Source organism: Vibrio tubiashii, from assembly GCF_028551255.1.
Taxonomy (GTDB): domain Bacteria; phylum Pseudomonadota; class Gammaproteobacteria; order Enterobacterales; family Vibrionaceae; genus Vibrio; species Vibrio tubiashii_B.
The window spans coordinates 1,879,783-1,895,797 of record NZ_CP117029.1; the positions used below are offsets into that span (position 1 = coordinate 1,879,783).

12 protein-coding genes are annotated in these 16,015 nt (G+C 43.9%); 6 read left to right on the forward strand and 6 right to left on the reverse strand.

Annotated features, from left to right (window positions below):
* Window positions 1-64: 64 nt before the first annotated feature.
* The 4 genes from LYZ37_RS08595 to LYZ37_RS08610 all read right to left on the reverse strand — a co-directional run bounded on the left by LYZ37_RS08595 (window position 65) and on the right by LYZ37_RS08610 (window position 4,438).
* The gene (locus tag LYZ37_RS08595; protein ID WP_272785181.1) at window positions 65-1,114 is read right to left on the reverse strand and encodes a YcjF family protein; all 1,050 of its coding nucleotides are present in this window, start codon (window positions 1,112-1,114) and stop codon (window positions 65-67) included.
* Window positions 1,111-2,487, reverse strand: coding sequence for a YcjX family protein (locus tag LYZ37_RS08600; RefSeq protein WP_272785182.1), 1,377 nt, complete (start codon window positions 2,485-2,487; stop codon window positions 1,111-1,113). The genes LYZ37_RS08595 and LYZ37_RS08600 overlap by 4 nt, the downstream gene beginning before the upstream one ends.
* A gap of 119 nt (window positions 2,488-2,606) precedes the next feature.
* Window positions 2,607-2,792 carry a hypothetical protein gene (locus tag LYZ37_RS08605; RefSeq protein WP_004746177.1) on the reverse strand — a complete coding sequence of 62 codons (186 nt, stop codon included), beginning with the start codon at window positions 2,790-2,792 and terminating at the stop codon, window positions 2,607-2,609.
* A 122-nt stretch (window positions 2,793-2,914) separates the two neighbouring features.
* The gene (locus LYZ37_RS08610; RefSeq protein WP_004746176.1) at window positions 2,915-4,438 is read right to left on the reverse strand and encodes a fumarate hydratase; all 1,524 of its coding nucleotides are present in this window, start codon (window positions 4,436-4,438) and stop codon (window positions 2,915-2,917) included.
* Window positions 4,439-4,607: 169 nt separating this feature from the next.
* Between LYZ37_RS08610 and pabB the strand changes: the two genes are divergently transcribed.
* Window positions 4,608-5,972, forward strand: a complete 1,365-nt coding sequence (gene pabB / locus LYZ37_RS08615) for an aminodeoxychorismate synthase component 1 (protein ID WP_272785183.1) — start codon at window positions 4,608-4,610, stop codon at window positions 5,970-5,972.
* A 303-nt stretch (window positions 5,973-6,275) separates the two neighbouring features.
* Here the strand turns inward: pabB and LYZ37_RS08620 are convergent, their stop codons facing one another.
* Together LYZ37_RS08620 and LYZ37_RS08625 are read right to left on the reverse strand one after the other, a co-directional pair.
* A complete protein-coding gene (locus LYZ37_RS08620) occupies window positions 6,276-7,973 on the reverse strand; it encodes an ATP-binding protein (protein ID WP_272785184.1) in 1,698 nt (565 codons plus the stop codon).
* A gap of 5 nt (window positions 7,974-7,978) precedes the next feature.
* A complete protein-coding gene (locus LYZ37_RS08625; RefSeq protein ID WP_272785185.1) occupies window positions 7,979-8,521 on the reverse strand; it encodes a heme NO-binding domain-containing protein in 543 nt (180 codons plus the stop codon).
* Between the two features lie 84 nt (window positions 8,522-8,605).
* On the opposite strand from LYZ37_RS08625, the gene LYZ37_RS08630 reads away from it, so the two are divergent.
* The 5 genes from LYZ37_RS08630 to LYZ37_RS08650 all read left to right on the forward strand — a co-directional run bounded on the left by LYZ37_RS08630 (window position 8,606) and on the right by LYZ37_RS08650 (window position 16,011).
* On the forward strand, window positions 8,606-9,214 hold the full coding sequence (locus LYZ37_RS08630; RefSeq protein WP_272785186.1) for a CoA pyrophosphatase: 609 nt from the start codon (window positions 8,606-8,608) through the stop codon (window positions 9,212-9,214).
* Between the two features lie 289 nt (window positions 9,215-9,503).
* Window positions 9,504-10,757, forward strand: coding sequence for an aromatic amino acid transport family protein (locus LYZ37_RS08635; protein ID WP_272785187.1), 1,254 nt, complete (start codon window positions 9,504-9,506; stop codon window positions 10,755-10,757).
* A gap of 95 nt (window positions 10,758-10,852) precedes the next feature.
* On the forward strand, window positions 10,853-12,214 hold the full coding sequence (locus tag LYZ37_RS08640) for an L-serine ammonia-lyase (protein WP_004746169.1): 1,362 nt from the start codon (window positions 10,853-10,855) through the stop codon (window positions 12,212-12,214).
* 227 nt (window positions 12,215-12,441) lie between these two features.
* Window positions 12,442-14,154 (forward strand): cyclic di-GMP phosphodiesterase TpdA, encoded by a 1,713-nt coding sequence (gene tpdA, locus LYZ37_RS08645; RefSeq protein ID WP_171321423.1) that lies wholly within the window; start codon window positions 12,442-12,444, stop codon window positions 14,152-14,154.
* 249 nt (window positions 14,155-14,403) lie between these two features.
* Window positions 14,404-16,011: an endonuclease gene (locus LYZ37_RS08650; protein ID WP_272785188.1), complete on the forward strand. Its 1,608-nt coding sequence runs from the start codon at window positions 14,404-14,406 to the stop codon at window positions 16,009-16,011.
* Window positions 16,012-16,015 lie beyond the last annotated feature (4 nt).

The window sequence follows — 16,015 nt, forward strand, 5'->3', positions numbered from 1 at the left end:
CAGTAGTTTCCCTTAAGCCTAGATCCTCGTCAAGTAAACAGATATTACCTGCTTCACATTCGCACTATTTGATTGTTATTGCGGCGACTTTTTCTACAATCCGCTTGCGTATTGCCCCCAGTTTAACTTGTCTCTCTTTATGCCAAGGAATTGGGCGAAGCAGTGCCATTGCCTTTAGACCTAACCTCGCAGTCAAAATACCTACACCTAACCCCTGCCCTGCACGAGCTGAAACCTTTCCAGCCAGATCCATAGACATCAGATCCATACTGGCATCAACCGCAAGTTCGCTCGCACCAGCGGCCGCCATATTGACCAATGTTGCTTTAAATAACTTCAGGCGCGACCAATAACCGAGTTCTACACCGTACACTTCGGCTAAATTGTCGATCATTTTGAAATTTCGCCAAGCCACTAGCATCATGTCAGCCACTGCAAGTGGGCTAATAGCGACAAGAGCCGCGGATTCCGTTGCATGTTGAGAAACGATTTTTGTTGCGACTTTATCTTGCTCAGCAACAACCATAGCGTCATACATATCGAGAATTTCTGCGTCGCTATGTGACGTATTGATACTGTTCACCCAACGGTCATAGCTCGGTGATTCTCGCTTAATACCAGACTGCTTTGCTACCGATTCACAAAAAGCTTTGCCTTGCCCCACACTGTCTGAATGGATAAGCGCTTCACTTTGTTCCTGAACACTGAAGTGATTACGGAGCCTGCGTAGTTTGAACAATTCTTTGCCAATCGCACCAACACCAAGTAATGAAACTGTCGCGATAAAACCTGACCAACCCAAAGCGAGCCAGTCTGCGGTTTGAATCGCCGTAACAACATTGTCTACCGCTTGCCAACCGACCAAACCCGCAAATGTACCGACCAGAGTTGTCGCTAGCCATTTAGAACCTGACTTTGGTCTTATGACCTGCTCTAGCTCAGCTTCTACAGCGGTATCTTCCTGCTCATTATCGATTTCAACAGGCACGAATTGCTCGGACTGCTGAAACTGCATATGTGCCGTTAGATCTGGTTGTACATCTTCTTGTTCGCTGCGCAAAGCATCATCGAAGACCTGCTTTTGTTTAAACTGCGCTTTATCACTGTTTGTCATTTCAGCTTATCTCCGATTAAGTATTCAAGTGCTTTATCCATACGAATATGCGGCAAAGGCTCATCCGGTGAAGATTGTTGAGGTCTAAAGGCAGTAAACTCGAAGCCTTTCTCATGCCAGTAATCTTGAGCGGGCAGCTTTTTGGGTACTTCTCCGGGAAACACTGTAAGTGCTTGCTCATCCATAGTGACCCCTTGAATCGCAGGATAAGATTGGTCGCCCTTACTAATAAAACCTGCTTGCGTTGCCTGTATCGATGCCATGGTCATGCAATTCATTTCAATATTTTCGTACGACGCGGTTTGCCATGCCGGATGCACCATTTGCTGGAGCAAAGAAACCAAATTTGTGTGCTGCTCTGGCGTGACATGGTCAGCTTTGGTTGCAGCAAACAAAATCTTATCGATTCGAGGGGCAAACAAGCGCTTCAAGATATTGCTTCGACCATAGCGGAAACTGTGCATGATCTGTTCTAGGGCATGACGCATATCGTGGAATGATTCATAGCCCGCATTAAGCGGTTGTAAACAGTCCACCAGCACGATTTGACGGTCAAACGTTGAAAAGTGATGTTTGTAGAACGCCTTAACCACTTTCTGTTGGTACTCTTGATAACGTGCTTTGAGCATGGCTAAGTTAGAGCCTTTCTCTGCTTTGCTTTGTTGTTCAAACTGGCAAGGGAAAAACTGCAGCACCGGGGCACCTTCTAAATCCCCGGGCAAGACAAACCGACCCGGCTGCACCCAGTGCAAACCTTGCTCTTTGCAGCGATGAAGAAACTCAGTATAAAGCTCAGATATTTCTGCAAGCAGGTTTTCATCTAACTCCGCAGTTAAATCAATTTGTTTAAGCCGCTCTAGCCAAGGCTGCGCCAGTTCTTTGCGCTTACCTTTCAGTGCCTCGAACTGACTTTGCGACCACTGATGAAAGTCCATATCAAGCAGAGGTAAATCAAGTAACCACTCACCCGGGTAATCGATAATATCAATGTGCAAAGTAGATGTGCTACCGAACAACTTTTTGGTCTTTTTCTGCGGACGATATTTTATTGCCAGTCGGATCTCACTCACGTCACGAGTTGGTTCCGGCCAGATCGGCGGATCTAAGTGTACATGCTGCATTGCCTCGTCATAGGCAAAACGCGGAACAAGCATATTGGTTTGCGGCTCACGCTTGGCGCCGACTAATCTTTTGTCTCGCGCTGCGGAAAATAACGGTAGATTTTCATGAGTTGAAGTATGGAGAAGCTGATTAACGAGCGAGCTAATAAATGCGGTTTTACCCGCTCTAGAAAGACCTGTCACGGCAATACGAACATGGGAGTCCATAGTACGGCTAAGTAAATCATTAACTTCTTGAGTAATTTGCTTCATTCACGTTCTCTTTGTTTCAATCACACTGTTAGCTTAGCGGCTCTAATCTTAATCCTAGATGAACAAAAAAGCCCCTGATAAAAATCAGAGGCTTAGTGTATCAGCGAAAACGATAAACGTTAGTCGTCTTCGATCAATTTGTAGATGACAAACAGAGCGATTTCTAACAGCACAAACAGAGCACAGCTAATGGTGACATACTTTTCATCGAAGATACTGATGCCATGGAGAATAAGGTCATATCCGACGAAAGCACCAATAACCACCGCAATGATGATCTGTAAGATTTGAATAAAGCGTGGCATTTTTACTCCTGACTTAGGGTTACAACTCTAAACTATATAGACAAAAGGTGCAGCATTCGCTCCACCTTTGTCAAATTTTCACTAATTAAATCAGTGATTTCTCACAAGCTAAACAGTGACTATTAAGCTTGGTCTTCCATTTCTTGGATTTTTACTTTCCAAGTGTCTGGACCAATCTGGTGAGCGTTTGCGCCGTTTGAGTCAACCGCGACAGTCACAGGCATATCTTCTACTTCAAATTCGTAGATCGCCTCCATGCCTAGGTCTTCAAATGCAACCACGCGTGCTTTCTTAATCGCTTTAGCAACCAAGTAAGCCGCACCGCCTACCGCCATTAGGTACACCGCTTTATGCTTTTTAATCGACTCTACGGTTGCTGGTCCCCGCTCAGCTTTACCAATCATGCCCATGATGCCCGTCTCTTCTAGCATCATATCGGTAAATTTATCCATACGCGTAGAAGTCGTAGGGCCAGCAGGACCAACCGCTTCATCACCAACAGCATCAACTGGGCCTACGTAGTAGATAAATTTGCCTTTGAAGTCGACGCCTTCAGGCAGCCCTTCACCACTTTGCAGCATGCCTTGAATGCGTTTATGCGCCGCATCACGACCTGTTAGGATTTTGCCTGAAAGTAGAACAGTTTCACCTGTTTTCCACTTTTCTACTTCTTCTTGAGTCACTTCATCTAGATTAACACGGCGAGTATTCGCACCAGCTTCCCAAGTGATATCCGGCCACTCTTCAAGCTTAGGTGGTTGGAGATCTGCTGGGCCAGTTCCATCAAGCGTGAAATGGACGTGACGAGTCGCAGCACAGTTTGGAATCAAGCACACTGGCTTAGAAGCGGCGTGAGTTGGTGCTGTTTTAATTTTAACATCAACTACAGTAGTCAAACCGCCCAGACCTTGAGCACCAATGCCGAGCTTGTTAACACGATTGAAAATATCGAGGCGAAGCTCTTCTTCTGCATTTTGTGGACCACGGTCAATCAGCTCTTGAATGTCTATGTGCTCCATCAGAGACTCTTTCGCCAGTACCGCCGCTTTTTCTGCTGTACCACCAATACCGATACCAAGCATACCTGGTGGACACCAACCTGCGCCCATTGTTGGTAGTGTTTTCTCTACCCACTCAGCGATATCATCCGATGGGTTAAGCATCACCATCTTAGTCTTGTTTTCTGAGCCGCCGCCTTTCGCCGCAATTTGAATTTCAACCTTGTTGCCCGGCACCATATTGATGTGAACAACGGCAGGCGTATTGTCTTTGGTATTGATTCGCTTACCTGCTGGATCCATAAGAACCGAGGCACGTAGCGGGTTGTCTGGGTTGTTGTATGCTTGGCGCACACCTTCATCAACCATTTGCTGAACTGTTAGTTCGGTTGAGTCCCACTGAACACCCATGCCCACATTCACAAAACAGGTCACAATACCAGTGTCCTGACAAATTGGGCGGTGGCCTTCTGCAGACATACGAGAGTTAATTAGGATTTGAGCAATGGCATCTTTCGCCGCTTGACTCTCTTCACGGTTATAGGCTTTTTCTAGGGCTTGGACAAAGTCTAATGGATGGTAATAAGAAATGTACTGGAGCGCATCAGCAACACTGCTGATCACATCCTGCTGGCGAATTACGGTCATTGCATGCCTCGTTATATTTTTGCTTCCTTTTTATGGTCGAACACAAACGTTTGCTTGTTGATTTTATATTTGCAAAACACTGGTGTAGCGACCTTTGTGGTCATTATGATACTCTTGCTTTCCTCAACACGCCACGTAATCAACGATCTCTTTGTCACAAATTAAACAAATGAATAACATCAAGCCAAATCGCTTAGAAATCAAACCGATTCCTTATCAGCTACACCTTGCAGCCCAACACTTTGCTAACATTCACCAGCGACCTTGGGCCATGTTATTGCGCTCTCCTTCCAGAACGCACGTTGATAGTCGATTTGATATCCTAGTGGCAGAGCCAAAAGCAACGATTACCACCCTTGGTGACGAGAGCTATATCGTTACTCAAGGAGTGAAGGAAACTTCAAGCGACAACCCATTTGAACTGCTTAAGCGAGTTCAAGCTCAAGTTTTGCCTGATCTCGACTATTGTGGTGAGCTGCCTTTTATTGGCGGTGTTTTGGGCTATTTTTCGTATGATTTAGGCCGCCGAGTTGAGCGAATGCCATCTCTTGCCAAACAAGATCTCGTTACCCCCGACATGGCGATTGGTCTCTATGACTGGGCGTTGATTGTCGACCACAAAGAGAAATCCGCTTATGTCGTCGGCTCTGACACTGAAGAGAAATGGCAATGGCTGACCAGTCAGCAAGAGAATAGAGTCGAAGCGTTTGCCCTGCGTGGTGATTGGCAATCCAATATGACTAAAGCGTCATACAGCAGCAAGTTTGCTCAAGTTCAAGAGTACTTGCGCTCTGGAGACTGTTACCAGATTAACTTGGCACAAAGATTCAGCGCGCCTTACCAAGGTAGTGAGTGGCAAGCTTATCAAAAGCTTGAAGGGGTAAACCAAGGTCCATTTTCTGCTTTCGTTAGAACGGAGCACGGCGCGATTTTAAGTGTCTCTCCTGAACGTTTCTTACAGGTGAAAGACAATGAAATTGAGACAAAGCCTATTAAAGGAACTCGTCCACGCTCTGCTGATCCACAAGCAGACCGAAATGCGGCTTATGAACTTGCTAACGCAGAAAAAGATCAAGCCGAAAATCTGATGATTGTTGATCTACTAAGAAACGATGTCGGCCGAGTGGCGAAACCTGGCAGCGTACACGTACCCAAACTTTTTGATATAGAGAGCTTTCCTGCGGTACACCACTTAGTCAGTACCATTTGTGCCAAGCTCGATGACCAATATTGCGCAGCGGACTTATTGAAAGCCTCTTTCCCAGGTGGCTCAATTACAGGGGCACCTAAGATTCGCGCGATGGAAATTATTGAAGAGCTAGAGCCCCATCGTCGAAGCGCTTACTGTGGCAGTATTGGCTATATAAGCCGACATGGTCGTATGGACACCAGTATTACCATTCGTACGCTAGTCGCTGAAAATGGGAACATCCACGTCTGGGCGGGAGGCGGTCTAGTCGCTGATAGCCAATGTGAAGCGGAGTACCAAGAGACGCTTGATAAGCTAAGTAAGATCCTGCCGATCTTAGAGTAAACAATGCTAAGTGGCACACAGGCTGACTGCCTGTAGCGTTTTCTGTATGGAGAGAGTCGCATGGGCAGCCTTACCATAGACGTAGCAGTGAGAACCCCTTCAACACCAAAGCCTGAGAATTAACAGCCCATGCAACAATTTGAAATTACCTGTCTTAGATTAACCTACTCTAATTTATAGTAAGCGCTGCAAGCTAGGACACAACGAGATGTTATAACATAACAAAGACAAAAGAAAGCATTTCGTGCTCGCTCTCTATCCCATCAAATTTATTTAAAGACGTGCCTGCAACTTTGGTGCAGGCTAGCTCCATTTTTCGAGCATCAGTTTCAGATCTTTGGCCGTATAGGGCTTAGTTAAAATATCATCCATACCGCACTGGATGCATTTCTCTCGCTCTTCAAGTGTGGTTCCCGCCGTTAACGCGATGATAGGCAAGGTATACGCCTGTTCTCTTAAGTAAGCGGTAGCCTCAAAGCCATCCATTTCGGGCATGCGGCAATCCATAAAGACAAGGTCATAATTGGCAGAATTAAACGCCTTGATCGCCTCAAGGCCATTGTTTGCCATATCAGGAGTAATTGAGAGCTTCTTTAACATTTGATTGATGATGACTTGGTTCATACGAATATCATCAACCACAAGAATAGATAGCTCCTCTAGCGGCTTGAATTGGGGTTTCTGTTCTGCTTTACCTGTACTCACCGTCCACTCTGCGGTTTCTTTAAGCGGCAAACGCACTTCAAACGTACTTCCTTTTCCGATTTCACTAGAGAGCGATATTTCGCCAGACATCAACTCGACAAGATTTTTGCAGATCGCGAGGCCAAGCCCTGTCCCTTCAAAGTTTCGCTTCGCAGTTCTATCAGCCTGAACAAATGGTGTGAACAATTGCGCTTGCGACTCTTCACTGATCCCTATCCCAGTGTCAGAGACAGCGAAGATTAAGTTTTCGTTTTCCCATATAACTTTGACTATCACCTTTCCGTGCGATGTAAACTTAATCGCATTGCCCACCAAATTGATCAGAATCTGGCTAATGCGTTCAAAGTCACCAATCAAAGCCGTCGGAATTGTGTTTTGTTCAATGATCTCAAAGCCGATTCCCTTCTCTAGCGCTTTTGTTTCAAAGATGCCTAACACCATTTCGCGCATTTCCGACCACAAAAACTGAGACGGGATCAACTGCATCATCCCTGCACTCATTTTACTAAAGTCGAGGATGTCGTTAATGATATGGCGAAGCAGGTCGCCTGAATGCGAAAGATTGCTTAGCAAGGTTTGTTGCTCTTCATCTAACTGAGTTCCAGCTAAGAGTTCAGCACTACCTAATAAGCCATTGAGAGGCGTTCGGAGTTCGTGGTTGATCATGGCAACAAACTCTTTGGTCGATCGTTCTGACTCTTCAGCCCTTGCTCTCGCTTCTTGGTTGCTTGTCACAATCAGTTGACGACTGATCGCGCTGCATAATAACTCGGCAACCAGCAAAAGCTGATTAACTACAAACTCTCGGTCGATATCTTCACTAGTCAAGTCAACGGTCAGTTCACCGACAATTTTATGCTCCACTTCGATCGGTAGCTTCAATGAATTACTGTGCCAAATAGCATAGGGTTTCACTAAGCTTAAATCTTTCTCTTCCGCCGAACCAAATACGTTACCAATAACAGAATTCATCAGCTCGGGCTCAATGTACAAACCTACACCAGATAATGCCGAAGAAGCCGTGAGTCTTTCGAGTAAGTTGGCAATCAAGCCATCATCGAGCGTTCGGCTTAAAAATGCCCTGCCGAAGTGGATCAACGCTTCACTGATATGCTGTTCGAACTCAAGCTTATGCAGATCACTATGGGTTTGCCTTTTAAGCTGCGTTAATACCAACTTCAAATGCTGGTTGGACTCGTACAGCTCTAAACTTTTTTGTTCCAATAACGCTTCGGCTTGTTTACGAGCAGCTATTTCTCTGGCTAGCTTTCTTTCTAAAGGGGTGTCCTTATCCATTTAGGCTATCCTACTACACTCACCTTGAACCGAACTTGACTGCCATCTTCAGTCAAATTTTCCATCGTCGTTGCTATTTTCTCATCGAAAAACTCACCACAACCTTCGATTAAACCTAAACAGACATGAGACATACAACGGGCACTATGGTAATCAAATACCATCTCGCTTTCCGCCTCAGAGATAAATATGAAGGAAGGAGGGTTAGCTTCGGGATAAAGTTTTTTAACTTCGATATGGATATAGTCTTCGACCAATTTAATAAATTGAAACGTCGACTTGCACTCTTGTAAGCTATTATTATCAGGTAAGGTGTTATAAAGGTTATTAAAAACTGATTGACCAAAAACTCGTTGAAGATCTTCTGGTGAGATACCCGTACGAACGCTGAGCTGCATGATGAGCTTGACCAAGTTGCGATGGTCATAACTGCCCACAGAAGTGTAGACGCCATCATCACCCACAGCGGAAAGCAAGCTATCCAGTTCTTCTAAACCAAATTTTTGTTCAACCAAGTCCATAAACTCAGTAAAGATAATACCTTTCATTAATTACGCCATCCTTGCGCTAATGGGTGTAGTAGAAAGCATGAGCCATATTGAAGGCTTTTTCAAATATCAAAAGGAGCTAACGTGTTGTCTGAGCTAAATAAAAATCACTTGATCCAGCGATTTCAAATGCACCAAACCGTTGACTATCACCAAGAAGCTCTCAACCGTGTCTCACACCTCAATCAAACCCACTTACGTAAAGCCTCGGTACTGGTTGGATTTGTCGAACGCGATAACGGAATTAATGTCCTCTTCACTCGCCGTGCCAAACATCTGAAACATCACCCCGGTCAGGTCAGCTTTCCGGGTGGGAAATTCGAATCTAGTGATATCGACTTATCCCACACAGCGTTACGAGAGACTTATGAAGAAGTAGGAATAGAGCAAAGCCAAATTGAAATATTTGGTCAAATGCCAGAACTGGTAACAATAAGTCGATTTACAGTCACCCCTTTCTTAGGATTCATTTCTCCAGATTATCAAACACGCATTGACAAAAATGAAGTCGATGAAGTTTTTGAAGTGCCTGCTACTGTAGTTTTAGATAGAGAAAAATTACACAGTCAGCAATTTCGAGTTAACAATTTTTCACATCGAGTGTTTGGGCTTTCCTACAATTCTCATTTTATCTGGGGTATGACCGCGCAAATAATACAAGCGATGCAAAATCACATTATGAATCAACATTAATAACCCTGGTAAATGAAACAAATCCATTCACATTAGTTAAATTGTTTATCAATAACGGAAACGTTTTCTGAGACATACATTAAACAAATTCATAACAACATTAGATTTACTAATGTATCGCATTAGCATAAATCACTAGTAGCACATCATTTTCGTGAGCAAAAACCTGTTTTTGACATATCATGTTATAACTTGAATCAATTCATGATTTAGATCTAGTTTTCGTGCAAGGTTTTTATGCAAAATTGCCCCCGACTTATTTCCTGTTCCCAAAAATGAGTATCACAAAATGAATACTACAACTACTGCGGCTTCGACCGCACAATCGTCTAGTAAGTTTACTTACAAAGACTTCACTTGGTGTCTATCACTTTTCGGTACCGCTGTAGGTGCTGGCGTACTTTTCCTTCCTATTAAAGCAGGTGCGGGTGGTTTTTGGCCATTAGTTATCCTTGCTCTAATCGCAGCACCAATGACTTGGTTCGCTCACAAATCTCTTGCACGTTTTGTACTTTCTGCGAAAAACCCTGAAGCTGATATCACTGACACTGTTGAAGAACACTTTGGTAAGACTGGCGCAAACCTTATTACTTTTGCCTATTTCTTCGCTATCTACCCAATCGTTCTTATCTACGGTGTTGGTATCACAAACACAGTTGACTCTTTCCTAGTTAACCAAATGGGTATGGAATCAATTCCTCGTCCAATCCTGTCTGGCGCACTAATCGCTGCAATGACAGCGGGCGTAGTGTTTGGTAAAGAGCTAATGCTGAAAGCGACATCTGCACTGGTTTACCCACTAGTGTTCATCCTACTTGCGCTTTCTTTCTACCTAATTCCAGATTGGAACAGCTCAATGGTAGAAGTAGCACCTGACTGGTCTTCTATGCCATCTGTTGTTTGGCTAGCAATCCCAATCATCGTATTCTCTTTCAACCACAGCCCAGTAATCTCTCAGTTCTCTAAAGAGCAACGTCGTGTTCACGGTGAAAACGCAGTTCAGAAAACTGACGCTATCACTGGCGGCGCAGCGATGATGCTAATGGGCTTTGTAATGTTCTTCGTATTCTCAGTTGTTCTATCTCTGTCTCCAGAGCAACTAGCGATGGCGCAAGAGCAAAACATCTCAGTACTTTCTTACCTAGCGAACGTTCACGAATCACCACTTATCTCTTACATGGGTCCACTAGTGGCATTCGCGGCAATCACATCTAGCTACTTCGGTCACTTCCTAGGTGCACACGAAGGTCTAGTAGGTCTAATCAAATCTCGCTCTGAAACGCCAGTAAGCAAGATTGAGAAAGGTTCTCTACTGTTCATCGTTATCACTACTTGGATCGTGGCTATCGTTAACCCAAGCATCCTAGGTATGATTGAAACAATGGGTGCGCCAATGATTGCGGCAATCCTATTCCTAATGCCAATATTCGCAATGCAGAAAGTGCCAGCTATGGCGAAGTACAAAACTTCTGCACCTGTACAGATTTTCACAGCAATCTGTGGTATTGCGGCAATTACTTCTGTAATCTACGGCGCTCTTTAATCCACGGCTTTATAAAGTCTGATTAAACCAAGAATATAACGATAATAAATAAGCCTCCCTCACCCCTTGGGAGGCTTTGTTCTGAGGTAATCGATATGATTAGTGTTTTTGACATCTATAAGATCGGCGTTGGTCCTTCTAGCTCACACACTGTAGGCCCAATGAAAGCAGGTAAAGAATTTATTGATGATTTACGCTCAATGGGAAAATTGCGCGACATCACTAAAATTACCGTCGACGTTTATGGATCACTATCACTGACAGGGAAAGGTCACCACACCGATATTGCTATCATCATGGGTCTTGCGGGCAATACCCCTGAGAAAGTTGATATTGACTCTATTCCGGGCTTTATCGCTCGCGTAGAAGAAACTGAGCGCCTTCCTGTTGGCATGCACTGTCACACAGTATCGTTCCCTAAAGAGGGTGGTATGAATTTCCATACTACTAACCTTGAGCTTCACGAAAATGGCATGCAAATTCATGCTTGGATCGGTGAAGAGAAGATTTACTCTAAGACTTATTACTCTATCGGCGGTGGTTTCATCGTTGATGAAGAGAACTTCGGTAAAGAAGAAGAAAACCCAGTAAAAGCTCCTTACGAGTTCACTACGGCTGAAGAGCTAGTAAATCAGTGTAAGGAAAGCGGTCTTTCTATCAGCACGCTGGTAATGAAAAACCAAGCTGCACTTCATTCTGACGAAGAGTCTCGCACTTATTTTGCTAACATCTGGAAAACCATGCGTGAGTGTATGGATCGCGGTATGAACACGGAAGGTATTTTGCCTGGTCCTCTGCGTGTGCCTCGCCGTGCAGCAGCACTGCGCCAGCAGCTTCTAACATCAGAGAAAACAACGAACGATCCTATGTCTGTTGTAGACTGGGTAAACATGTTCGCTTTCGCTGTTAACGAAGAAAACGCTGCGGGTGGCCGTGTGGTGACTGCGCCAACTAATGGTGCTTGTGGCATTATTCCAGCGGTATTGGCTTACTACGACAAGTTCATTCAAACAGTCACAGAGAAAGACTATATCCGTTACTTTGCAGCTTCTGGTGCAATCGGTGGTCTATACAAGCGTAACGCTTCTATCTCTGGTGCTGAAGTTGGCTGTCAGGGTGAAGTTGGTGTGGCATGTTCTATGGCGGCAGCGGGTCTTGCTGAGCTTATGGGTGGTAGCCCAGAGCAAGTATGTATGGCAGCCGAAATCGCAATGGAGCATAACCTAGGTCTGACTTGTGACCCCGTTGCAGGTCAAGTTCAGGTACCATGTATCGAACGTAACGGTATCGCTGCTGTTAAGGCAATCAACTCGACTCGTATGGCTCTACGCCGCTCTTCAGCGCCAACAGTTTCTCTGGATAAAGTAATTGAAACTATGCTAGAGACAGGCAAAGACATGAACGCTAAATACCGTGAAACATCTCAGGGTGGCCTAGCGGTTAAAGTCATCTGCTAATCGCGCTAAACCTTATAGAATAAAGCCTGAGCTATTGCTCGGGCTTTTTTATTATCACTTCAAACAACCCCATTCACCAAATAAATACATCATTTGGTTTAGTTTATAAAAAAATATAAATATGTCGCTATATCCAAATACTTTGGATATGCCCGCATTTAATCACATCCAAACGCTTCATTTATTGATAACTTCATCCCCTTTTCAACTCAGGGGTTATTATTCGAATGATTAGGTTTGAACTTGGAAGTCAAATCTGTGTGTGCCTGTCGGAAGACGAACTCTTAATCGAGATCGATCACCAACGACATGCATCCCTTTCCATTACTGACAACGAATATCTAATATTAAGCACTATATCCGCATACGGAACGTTAAACTCACCAATCTGCCAACGAGCTATCGAGAATAAGCTCGCGCAAAATCATCAGGTAACATTGCCAGAAAACGGCTTTAAGAATGTTATCGCCTCATTGCGTAAAAAATTTAAAAAACTGATCAAGCCTCACCTAGAAACAAGAAAAAACATCATCGAAAACATCCATCGGGTCGGATATTTCGTTCCTTTCGAAAGTCACGACAATCAAAAAAATGGAGCCGACCAACAAAAAAGAGTCAATAAAGTCGCTAAGCATGCCGTCGTCACTGCGCTTAAATATTGTCTAACCAATCGAAAACTCTATTTCGATCTCGGGCTTGTTTTAATGCTATCGAGTCTTGGTTTCGTCTTTATTTGCTACATCACTATTAATGCCCTTATTAAGCAAAGCTACTTCAATGACGTTAACGACTTCACAGATGCTCTTGCTGAGCAAAGCTGTTTTACAGATCAAACAACACTGAGTTCTATGTTCGATCAAGTAGAGCTAGTTGAATCGAGTATGATGATCGATCGATACAATACTCGCTGCTTAGTGACGCCAGAACATGTTATGCCTGTAAGCAAACAACAATATGATCAATGGCTTGAGAACAGCAACTACATCATGCATGAGTTCGAAAAGAAAGGAACGACTATGGTGGTGCGAGTAAAGAACATTAACCTATCTCGAAGTATAGAGGGCCATCTATCAAGTTTCTTTCTTAAAGGCATTAAGATCTGCACCAACACGGGTACATCACTCAAGGTGGGTAAAACAGATGGGCGACCATCAATAAGCAAGGAAACAGATGCAGGCTATACGGAGCTTTTTTACATATCCAACCCTATACGTAATATCCTGCTGTTTACCGTGTTAATGGTCATAATGCTGCGCTACAAAAACCTGATTGCAATTAGCCAGTATTTCCTAGGTATTAGGCGATTTAGCATGAAACTAGAACCTATTTATGACACTGAGGGACATGTAAATCTGCACTATGAAGCCCTTTCCCGTTTCACTACTTCGAATACACAGAAGTTTATTGAAACGCTGATAGCAAGGGACTTACTGCTCACTCACACATTGTTGGTTATCAAGACCTTGTATGCCGAAGAAACTAACTTGCTTGCTCCAGTCAGTGTCAATGTTTGCCCTTCTCTATTGAAAGGCGACAATTTTCGCTCGCTATACCAATGTTTAAGCCAATACGATTGCCATTATTTAACCATCGAGATCACTGAAAACGCTTCGATGTATTATACCGATGAGATTTACCACAATATCCGTCTGATCAAATCTCTTGGGTGTAAAATTAGCATTGATGATTTCGGGACTGGGAACAACAACGTCGAATTGATCGGAAAAATTAAGCCTGATTACCTCAAAATTGACCGAGACTTTGTTATTGGCATGCGCCAAGACGAAAAGAAAATTGAAACGGTTCGTCAACTCATTGCTATGGGTAAAGCCTACCAATGTACAATCATTGTTGAAGGTGTTGAAACGGCGGAATGTGCGCACCTGCTAACAAAGCTTGGAGCCAAAATACATCAGGGCTTTTATTACGCTCTCGCCTAAATCTCAAAACAAAGGTGGCTTAGCCACCTTTATTCTCTGCATATATTCCGCCAAAGGCTCGCCTTTCCAATTTAAACCCAGCAGATATCAGTTGACGTTTATATCACCCCAATCTGTTGTTTGTGAGATATTCTGCATAATTTTGCAAAATCAAATCGTTCAAACAAATAAAAATGCGACGCACCTTAAACTTATTGACATAGTAAATACCTATCTTAGTTGTGATTTTTTAATCCAATGAGAAAACCTATGACAATAAAAATGAATAAACTCACCCTAGTCGCATTGATGTGTTCCCCTATGGCTTTAGCACAAATACAAAATGGCGACTTTGAACAGTGGAATGGAAACACACCCGCTAACTGGACAACTATCGACTCTGGTATATCTGTTGCCCCATCGAGTGTCCAGATAAAGAGTGGTGGTTTATCCGCTCTTATCACCATCAATACGGGTACTCAGAGTAACACCGACTTTTTGCAAACAATCTCTGTAGAGCAAGGAAAAACGTACCCAATCTCGGCCGCTATCTTTCATACAGAAGGCAAGGTGAAAGCGAGGCTTATCGTAGACGGATACCAGAATTATTCAGATCCATCCAAAACAAACCAGTGGCAAGATCTCACCTATACGTATACTGCCACCACTAATAAAGACATTCAGGTTGGACTCAGATTTTACGATGTATCTGGTTTTGACGGTTCAGAAGCGGTTTACGTTGACAATTTCCAACCAACAAACTCCTCTACCCCTCAGCCATCGACGTGCGATAAGACTAATCTCACCCTCTCATTGACTACCGATCAATATGGTTCAGAAACTTCTTGGAACATCAAAAACAGTGGCTCGACCGTTGTCGCTTCCGGAGAGGGTTACAGCAACTCTACCACCTATACCAAGGATATTTGTCTCGACGATGGCAGCTATCAATTCACAATCCTAGATAGCTACGGAGATGGGATTTGCTGTAACTCTGGTAACGGCGCTTATTCGTTAAAAAATGGTCAAGAAGTCATCGCGTCCGGCGGTCAATTCCAAAACAGCCAAACTACTAACTTTACTCTTGGCACTACTACCCCACCGCCAACCAGCGACTACTATAAGTCTGCACAAGGGAAATCCGGGTTTGAGCTAAAAACCGCGTTGTATAACATCATTAAGGATCACAACAGCCGCGGGTATTCCGCCATTTGGACTCTAGTTAAAGACGCCGACATAGATAACTACTATGAGAAAGATGGTTCAATTCTCGACGTCTATTCCGAAAAACCAGAAACATCGGACTCCATCAACTTCACCAAAGTAACTGACCAGTGTGGGCAATATAGTAAGGAAGGCGATTGCTATAATCGAGAACACTCTTTCCCTAAAAGCTGGTTTGGTGGCAAGGTAGAACCAATGAACTCTGATGCCCATCACTTGTTCGCTACCGACGGTTACGTTAATGCGAAACGCAGTAATTGGCCGTTTGGTGAGGTGACAAGTACCACTTATGTCTCAAGCAATGGTTCAAAACTTGGCAGTGCAAGCAGTTCATTAGGCTACAGCGGCACGGTGTTTGAGCCTATTGATGATTTCAAAGGGGACTTTGCTCGTGCGTATTTCTATATGGCAACTCGCTATGAAAATGTGATTGGAAGTTGGCAAAACAATAGCTCTAATGCGGACGCAGTGCTAAACGGTACCAGCACTACGGTATTTGAACCTTGGCTTCTTTCGATGTTAAAGCGTTGGCACAAAGAGGATCCTGTCAGTACGAAGGAAGTGAATCGTAATCAGGCCGTATTTGAGTTCCAAGGAAATCGAAACCCATTTATCGACCATCCAGAGTTTGTCGCGCAAATTTGGGGAAATTAATCCC

Coding starts and splice junctions, on each gene's coding strand:
- LYZ37_RS08595 (WP_272785181.1), bottom strand. CDS start 1,114: ATGACAAACAGTGATAAAGCGCAGTTTAAACAAAAGCAGGTCTTCGAT.
- LYZ37_RS08600 (WP_272785182.1), bottom strand. CDS start 2,487: ATGAAGCAAATTACTCAAGAAGTTAATGATTTACTTAGCCGTACTATG.
- LYZ37_RS08605 (WP_004746177.1), bottom strand. CDS start 2,792: ATGCCACGCTTTATTCAAATCTTACAGATCATCATTGCGGTGGTTATT.
- LYZ37_RS08610 (WP_004746176.1), bottom strand. CDS start 4,438: ATGACCGTAATTCGCCAGCAGGATGTGATCAGCAGTGTTGCTGATGCG.
- pabB (WP_272785183.1), top strand. CDS start 4,608: ATGAATAACATCAAGCCAAATCGCTTAGAAATCAAACCGATTCCTTAT.
- LYZ37_RS08620 (WP_272785184.1), bottom strand. CDS start 7,973: ATGGATAAGGACACCCCTTTAGAAAGAAAGCTAGCCAGAGAAATAGCT.
- LYZ37_RS08625 (WP_272785185.1), bottom strand. CDS start 8,521: ATGAAAGGTATTATCTTTACTGAGTTTATGGACTTGGTTGAACAAAAA.
- LYZ37_RS08635 (WP_272785187.1), top strand. CDS start 9,504: ATGAATACTACAACTACTGCGGCTTCGACCGCACAATCGTCTAGTAAG.
- LYZ37_RS08640 (WP_004746169.1), top strand. CDS start 10,853: ATGATTAGTGTTTTTGACATCTATAAGATCGGCGTTGGTCCTTCTAGC.
- tpdA (WP_171321423.1), top strand. CDS start 12,442: ATGATTAGGTTTGAACTTGGAAGTCAAATCTGTGTGTGCCTGTCGGAA.
- LYZ37_RS08650 (WP_272785188.1), top strand. CDS start 14,404: ATGACAATAAAAATGAATAAACTCACCCTAGTCGCATTGATGTGTTCC.